The sequence below is a fragment of the Nocardioides sp. genome (genome assembly GCF_035429765.1).
Classification (GTDB): Bacteria; Actinomycetota; Actinomycetes; order Propionibacteriales; family Nocardioidaceae; genus Nocardioides.
This window is the reverse complement of record NZ_DAOMFK010000162.1, coordinates 1-7,112: the sequence shown is the minus strand read 5'-3', so window position 1 is coordinate 7,112 and position 7,112 is coordinate 1. Positions and strand designations below refer to the sequence as shown.

Annotated in this window: 5 protein-coding genes; 2 read left to right on the top strand and 3 right to left on the bottom strand. The window is 74.1% G+C overall.

Translation table 11 applies throughout. From position 1 onward, the window contains the following. Positions 1 to 56 precede the first annotated feature (56 nt). Positions 57 to 2,225 (bottom strand): MMPL family transporter, encoded by a 2,169-nt coding sequence (locus tag PLP61_RS13155; RefSeq protein ID WP_324503189.1) that lies wholly within the window; start codon positions 2,223 to 2,225, stop codon positions 57 to 59. A gap of 178 nt (positions 2,226 to 2,403) precedes the next feature. Between PLP61_RS13155 and PLP61_RS13150 the strand changes: the two genes are divergently transcribed. Together PLP61_RS13150 and PLP61_RS13145 are read left to right on the top strand one after the other, a co-directional pair. After that, entirely contained in the window at positions 2,404 to 3,018 is a 615-nt protein-coding gene (locus PLP61_RS13150; protein ID WP_324503188.1) for a PadR family transcriptional regulator, read from the top strand. Beyond that, entirely contained in the window at positions 3,015 to 3,482 is a 468-nt protein-coding gene (locus PLP61_RS13145) for a DUF1707 SHOCT-like domain-containing protein (RefSeq protein WP_324503187.1), read from the top strand. The genes PLP61_RS13150 and PLP61_RS13145 overlap by 4 nt, the downstream gene beginning before the upstream one ends. A 139-nt stretch (positions 3,483 to 3,621) precedes the next feature. Here the strand turns inward: PLP61_RS13145 and PLP61_RS13140 are convergent, their stop codons facing one another. After that, positions 3,622 to 4,689 carry a GTP pyrophosphokinase gene (locus PLP61_RS13140; RefSeq protein ID WP_324503186.1) on the bottom strand — a complete coding sequence of 356 codons (1,068 nt, stop codon included), beginning with the start codon at positions 4,687 to 4,689 and terminating at the stop codon, positions 3,622 to 3,624. 193 nt (positions 4,690 to 4,882) lie between these two features. After that, a partial coding sequence (locus PLP61_RS13135) for a helix-turn-helix transcriptional regulator (RefSeq protein WP_324503185.1) occupies positions 4,883 to 7,112 on the bottom strand: 2,230 nt, incomplete at its 5' end.

Genomic DNA, 7,112 nt, shown 5'->3' with positions numbered 1-7,112 from the left:
GTGGCTCCACGACCAGCGGGACCGGTACGGCTTCTAGCGGTCGCTTCCTCGGGTGCTCACACGCCCGCCGGGGTGCGCTCGCCCGCCGGCGACGGCTCCGGGTGCGCCGGGACGGCGGCGGCCACCGGGGCGGCCGACCCGTAGTCGGGCAGCTCGCCGTGCACGGTCGGCAGCAGCCGGTCCAGCCACGCCGGCATCCACCAGTTCCAGCGACCGAGCATGGCCATCGTGGCGGGCACCAGCACCATTCGCACGAGCGTCGCGTCCAGTGCGATGGCCGCTGCCAGGCCCACGCCGATCTGCTTGACGACCACGTCGACCTCGGAGGCGAAGCCGAGGAAGACCGCGACCATGATCGCCGCCGCCGCGGAGATCACCCGGCCGGTGCCGGTCAGGCCGCGCACGACGCTGCCACGGGCGTCGCCGGTGTCCAGGTAGTCCTCACGGATCCGCGAGAGCAGGAACACCTCGTAGTCCATCGAGAGACCGAACAGGATCGCGAACAGCAGGATCGGGATCCAGGTCGACACCGGCATCGCGTGGTCCAGCCCGAGCAGCTGCGCGCCCCAGCCCCACTGGAAGATCGCGGTGACCACGCCGTACGCCGCAGCGATCGACAGCATGTTCATCGCGGCAGCCTTCAGCGGCACGACCACCGAGCGGAACATCATGGTCAGCAGCAGGACCGACACCGCGATCACGAAGCCGATCACCAGCCACACCCGCTCACCCAGCAGGTCCGCGATGTCGGCGAACAACGGGCTGGTGCCCGTCACCTCGACGCCCGCAGGCACCTCGGCGCGTACGTCGGCGACCAGGTCGCTGGTGCGCGCGTCGGTCGGGCCGAACTCCGGCTCCGCCTCGAACACCGCGACCGCGCCGTCGGGGGAGCGGCGAACCGGGCTCACCCCGGCGATGCCCGGCGTCGACTCGACGGAGGCGACCACACCGGGCAGCGCGGCCGCGGGGACCTTCGCGAGGTCCACTGCCAGCACCAGCGGGCCGTTGGCGCCGGGGCCGAACTCGTCGGCGACCAGGTCGTAGGCCTTGCGGGTGGTGACCTCACGGGACTGGCTGCTGGCGTCCTGGGGCCAGGTGCGCATGTCGAGCACGGGTGCAGCGAGGGTGAGCATGACCAGCACCGCGGCGAGCGCCCAGGGCAGGGGGCGGCGACCCACCCGGGTGGCCCACGCGGCCAGCCAGGGGGATCCGCCGTGCTCGCGACCGCGGCGAACCGCACGGGGCAGCAGCCGACGGTTGGCCAGCCGGCACAGCGCCGGGACCAGGGTCAGCACGGAGGTCATCACGGCCACCACGGCGATCGCGGTGGCGAAGCCGAAGGAGGAGTAGACCGGCAGGCCGGCCAGACGCAGCCCCAGCAGCGAGACCAGGACGGTCGCCGAGGCGAACACCACCGAACGTCCGGCGGTCGCCGCGGCCCGGCCGGCGGCCTCGGCGGCGTCGTACCCACGGGCCAGGTACTCCACGTGCCGGGTGACCAGCAGCAGCGCGTAGTCGATCCCGACCCCGAGGCCGACCATGCTGGCGACCATCGGGGCCGCCGTGCTCACCTCGGTGGTGGCGGCGAGCAGGGTGATGCCGGCCGAGCCGACCATCAACCCGCCCAGGGCGACCCCCACGGGCAGCCCGGCACTGACCACCGAGCCGAAGGCGAGGACGAGGATCACCAGCGCGGCGACCACGCCGATCAGCTCGCCGCGGCCCTTCATCGGGGCTGCCGCGCTCTCGGGCACGTCCCCGCCGAGCTCGACCTGGACCCCGCTGTCCCGGATGGGGGCCACCGCGGCGTCGAGCGGCTCGAGGTTGCCCATCAGGTCCTCGTCGGTGACCGGGACGTCGTACTGGATGGTGAGCAGGGCGGTGTCGCCGTCGGTGCTCATCCGTGGCGGGGAGACCGCGGCGACGTGGTCCATCGCGGCGAGCCGGTCGGTGAGCGCGGTCAGCGTGGCCTCGGTGAGCGCGGTGCCGTCGGTGGTGTGGGCCACCACGCGGGCGCCGGCGTCCCCCATGCCGGGGGTGTGCGCGCGGAGCAGCTCGATGCCCCGCTGGGCCTGGGCCCCGGGGATGTCGTAGTCGTCGTGCGGGGTGCCGCCGAAGGTCGAGGCGAGGCCGAGCACGGCGACGGCAAGGACGAGCCAGGCCGCGAGGGTCCGCCAGGGGTGGAGGGCGGCGCCGCGGCCGAGCCGGAAGAGGAAGCCAGACATGGTGTGTCGTCTTTCTGCGATGTCGTTGGTCGGACGACGTTCAGCGTGGGGGGGACCGCTCGGGAACGAGTTGGGCCCGACTTGGGCCCCGCTTGGAGCGGGTCGCTGGGGGGCTTGAAAGGCCTTGGTGTAGCGATATATCGTCGACGTATCGCGACACAGCGCAGAGGAGTCGGACATGGGACACGGACGCGGGTACGGCTGGAGCGGATCCGGCTGGGAGGACATGGGCGGATCGGCCTCGCGAGGCCGTCAGGGACCGCCCCCGTGGGTGATGGAGCTCGTGCGCAGCTTCGGTGGCCCGGACCTGGCCGGCGGGCGGGGCCCGAAGGTCCGTCGTGGCGACGTCCGCGCCGCGATCCTCGACGCGCTCGCCCAGGCGCCGATGAACGGGTACCAGATCATCCAGCAGATCGCCGAGCGCAGCGGCGGCGCCTGGAAGCCGAGCCCGGGCTCGGTCTACCCCACGGTCCAGCAGCTCGAGGACGAGGGGCTGGTGCAGGGGGAGGAGTCCGAGGGACGCCGGCTCCTGGTGCTCACCGACGCCGGCCGGCACTACGTCGCGGAGCACGCCGAGGAGCTGCAGGCGACCTGGCGGCCCTTCGACGCCGACGAGCCGGTGCCGCCGCGCCCCCGGATCGGCGACCTGAAGCCGGTCGCCGGACAGGTGATGTCGGCGGTCTGGCAGATCATGGTGTCGGGCACCGACCAGCAGCGCGCCGAGGCGATCGAGATCCTCGGCGAGACCCGGCGCCGGCTCTACGGGCTGCTCGCCGAGGGTGACCCGGAATGAGCCACCCGCGCCGCCAGCAGGGCTGGGACCGGATGCTGCGCCAGGCCCACGAGGCCTGGCCGGCGCTGGCGTCGTTCCAGGTCCAGGTGGTGCAGGGCAACGTGCGGCTCAGCGACGCCGAGCGTGACGCCGCCGCGCACGCGCTCGGCGAGCACTTCGCCGCCGGACGCCTCGAGCGCGAGGAGTACGACCAGCGGCTCGACGTCGTGCTCGCGGCGCGCACCCGGGGAGAGCTCGCGAAGGTCTTCCGGGACCTCCCCGGTCCGCTCGTGCGCGCCCCCCGCCCGGCACCGCCCGCCGTACGCCATCGTCCGCCGCGGCGGATCCCCTTCCTGCCGGTGCTGCTGATCCTGGTCGGGCTGGCGTTCGTGCTCGACACCGCGTGGGTGCTCGTCATCGGGCTCGGTGTCTTCCTGCTGGCCCGGCACGGTGTGCGGCAGGCGTCGATGCGCGACCGCCGCTGAGGCTGCCCGTCGCGCGTCGCCCCACCCGCGTCGCCCGTCGCCCCACTCGCGTCTACTGGTGCGTACGACGCGCCTGGTACGTCGTACGCACCAGTAGACGCGGGTCAGGGGGCAGCGGAGACCGCTCGGAGCGGTGACCTCAGCCGCCCGCGTCGAACGACGTGAGCCTCTCGAGCCTGGCGGTGAGCCGGTCCCGTCGGTGGGCGTTTGCGGTGAGCCCGACGTAGCGGCGGCCGAAGACGGCGAGAAGCGCGTCATCGAGTCGGCGGACCGCTCCGGCCGGGTAGCTGTACCCCATCCGCTCGTGGACCTCGTCGCCGTCGACGGAGTCGAGGAGGACGTCGAGCTCGTCCAGCGAGGTGATGCCGAGCTCCAGGAGCAGGCCGGCGATCCAGGCGTAGTGATCGGTGCGCGACCAGCTGGCCTCGGCGTACTTGCCGGTGAGGTACGCCGTCAGCTCCTGTGGACTGATCCGGGGGTCTCGTGGGTCCGGTGCCGAGCGCGGGCCGACCGGCTTGGCGTGCACGCGGTCTCGGATCGCGCTGAACTCCCGGTCGGCGAGCTCGAGGAGCCCGGCGGCGAGGGTGAAGCGCCGGTCGAGGTCCGAGGCGTGCTCCGGGGGGATGGTGCCCTTGTAGCGGATGTCGTGCTCGAACTCCGCCCACGCGTGCTGGAGCACGGTCCGCAGCTGCACCGAAGCCCGGTGGCCGACCAGCCGGTCGAGCTCCGGCGGGGGACTCGAGGCCGGGTCGAGCGTCACCAGGAGATGACGGCTGGCGTAACCCCACCGTCCCTCGTCGGCGGTCTCCTGGCCCAGGTCGCGGTCACCGAGGACACGGAACTGGTCGGTCAGCACGTCGGCGACGGCCTGGACGTCGTCGCGCAGGTAGGTGATCACCCGCAGCCCGATCTGGTCGGTGATCTCGGCCAGCGGATCGGCGTACACGGGCACGCCGTGGGCCTGGTGCGCCGCCTTGGCGGCGAACGACACCACGCTCTTGGTGCGTCCGGTGATGCTGAGGTAGTTGATGCCGGCGTCGTCGAGCACGGCGGTCACCATCGCGAGGTACGCCTGAGTCGCCTCGCGCAGCTCCGGCTGCCGTGCGGCGTAGGTCCGGATCGCCCGGCGTACCACGTCCTCGTGGCCGGCACCCTCCCCGGACCGCGGTCGGGAGGCGTCCCCAGGCCCTTCCGTGGTCGGTGACACAGGGCCAGCCTGCCCTACGGCCCGGCACGACTCCAGCCGGGCCCACCCACGGACACGGTGAGACGGCCGTGGCGCGCCGTCCCTGCCCCGCCGACGCGGCGGTGCCGATTGGACCGAAACGACAGCTCCTGGGCCGGATTTCCTGTCGTTTGGGTCCACACCGCAACACACGCGGGACGAGGGCGGCCGCCCGTCACGCGGCGCCGAGCACCTCGGCGAGCTCGGTGCGTGAGCCGATGCCGAGCTTGGTGTACACCTTGCGCAGGTGGTACTCGACGGTCTTCGGGCTGAGGAACAGCGCCGCAGCGGTCTCGCGCGTCGTGCGACCCTCGACGAGGAGCAGGCTGACCTGCAGCTCCTGCGGAGTGAGCTGGGTGAGCGGGTCGGCGTCCCGCCGGCGCACCGTCTCCCCGGTGGCCGCCAGCTCCAGGGCGGCACGCTCGGCCCAGCGTGCCGCGCCCAGGTCCTCGAAGTCCTCCAGTGCCGCCCGCAGCTGGGACCGCGCGTCGACCCGTCGGGCCACGCGGCGCAGCCACTCTCCATAGACCAGCCGGGTCCGCGCGGTCTCGAACCGGTCGAGGGTGCCTGAGTGGAGGTGCAGCGCGTGCTCGAAGCAGCTCTCCGCCGCGTCGACCTCGCTCACCAGCCCCGCGGCCCGTGCCGACCTGGCCATCGCCCAGGGCTGTCCCTTGGCCTCGGCCGCACGCCGGTACGAGGCCCCAACGTCCTTCGCCGCGGAGGCGTCCCCGAGGCGCAGCAGCGCCTCGACCAGCTCGGGCCCCGGGACGAGGTCGACGTCGGCCAGCTCGTGCCGCCGTAGCAGCGCCCCCTGGGCGCGGAACTCCTCCACCGCGCGCGCGGGGTGTCCCATCGACAGCTCCAGGTCGCCCAGCGCGTAGCGCACCCAGGCCCCCGCGAGGTGCAGGTCGAGGGAGCCCGGGGCGGTGAGCACGTCCTCGGCGTGCCGGCGGCACTCCTCGGCCCGCCCGAGCCGCGACTCGAGCCAGCACAGCCCGGCCAGCGACATCACCCGCTCGGTGACCTGGCCGGTCTCCTCGGCGAGCCGGACCGACTCGCAGTAGTTCGCCTCCGCCTCGGCCCAGGCCGCGGTGGTGGCCTGGTCCCGGGCAACGTGGAACAGGACGGCGGGCAGGGCGCCGACCCCGGCCTCCCCACGCACCTCGTCGACGAAGCGGCGCAGGGCACGTCCCTCGGTCGCGTCACGGAGGAACAAGGGGACCAGCATCACGCAGGAGAGCCGGTGCGGGTCGCGCAGCAGCTCGTCGGTGGCACTGATGAGCGGTACGGCGGCGCGCAGGTCCTCCGCGCCCCCCGCCTCCCCGGCCAGGATGCGGGCCAGGCCGATCGCGATGTGGCCCAGCGCGAGTGCCTTGGGGTCGGTGACGGAAGGGGTGAGCTCCACCAGCCGCGCGGCGAGCCGCGAGGCGGCCGGTGCTCCGGCGAGGTAGAAGCTGGCGTGCACCGCGTCGGCGATCAGCACGCACTCCTCGGCCGGGTCGGTGCTGAGCTCGGCAGCCGCGAGCAGCATCGCCCGAGCCTCCTCGAGCCGGCCGGTGCGAGCAGCGATCGCCCCGCGCAACGCCAGCTCGCGGGCCTGGGACACCGATCCGGGCTCCTGACGAGCGTGCTGGTCCAGCAGGGACAACGCACGCTCGGTCAGCCCCGCCGACCACGCCCCCTCGGCGGCCAGCAGGAGTCGCTCGCTCCTCCGCCCGGGGTCGGGACTCAGCCGTGCGGAACGCTCGAAGGCCCCCGAGGCCACCGAGTACGCCGTGCGGGCCCGAGCGCGTTGGGCGGCCTCGGCAAGCAGGTCGGAGACCGCGGCGTCCGGGCTCCAGACGGCCTCGGCCAGGTGCCAGGCGCGGCGGTCGTCGTCGCCCTCGGGCAGGGCCTGGGCGACCGCGGCGTGGGCCTCGCGGCGTTCCCGGGCCCCGGCCCCTGAGTACACCGCGGCCCGCACCAACGGGTGCCGGAAGGCGATCTGGCCGGCCCGGACCGAGACCAGCCCAGCGTCCTCGGCCTCGGCCAACGCGTCGGGCGCGACGCCCAGCAGCGCGCAGGCCTGGGTGGTGACCAGGAGGTCCCCACCGCAGACCGCGGCGACCAGGAGCGCCGCGCGGCAGGCGTCGTCGAGCAGGTCCAGCCGCCGGGCGAACGCGGCGGTGACCGTGTCGGGGACCCGGGCCGGAAGCTCGGCGGGGTCCGTGGCGAGCACGTCGAGGTCGTCGCCGGCGAGCTCCAGCAGCGCCAGCGGGTTCCCCTCGGCCAGGGCGAGCAGCGGTGCGAGACGCCCCGGCGCCACCGGCGTTCCGGCAGCACCGGCGACCAGCGCCGCGGCCTCGTCCTGCGCCAGGCCCCCCAGGCGGAGCACCGGCAGCCCGGCCACCAGCCGGTCGGCCTCC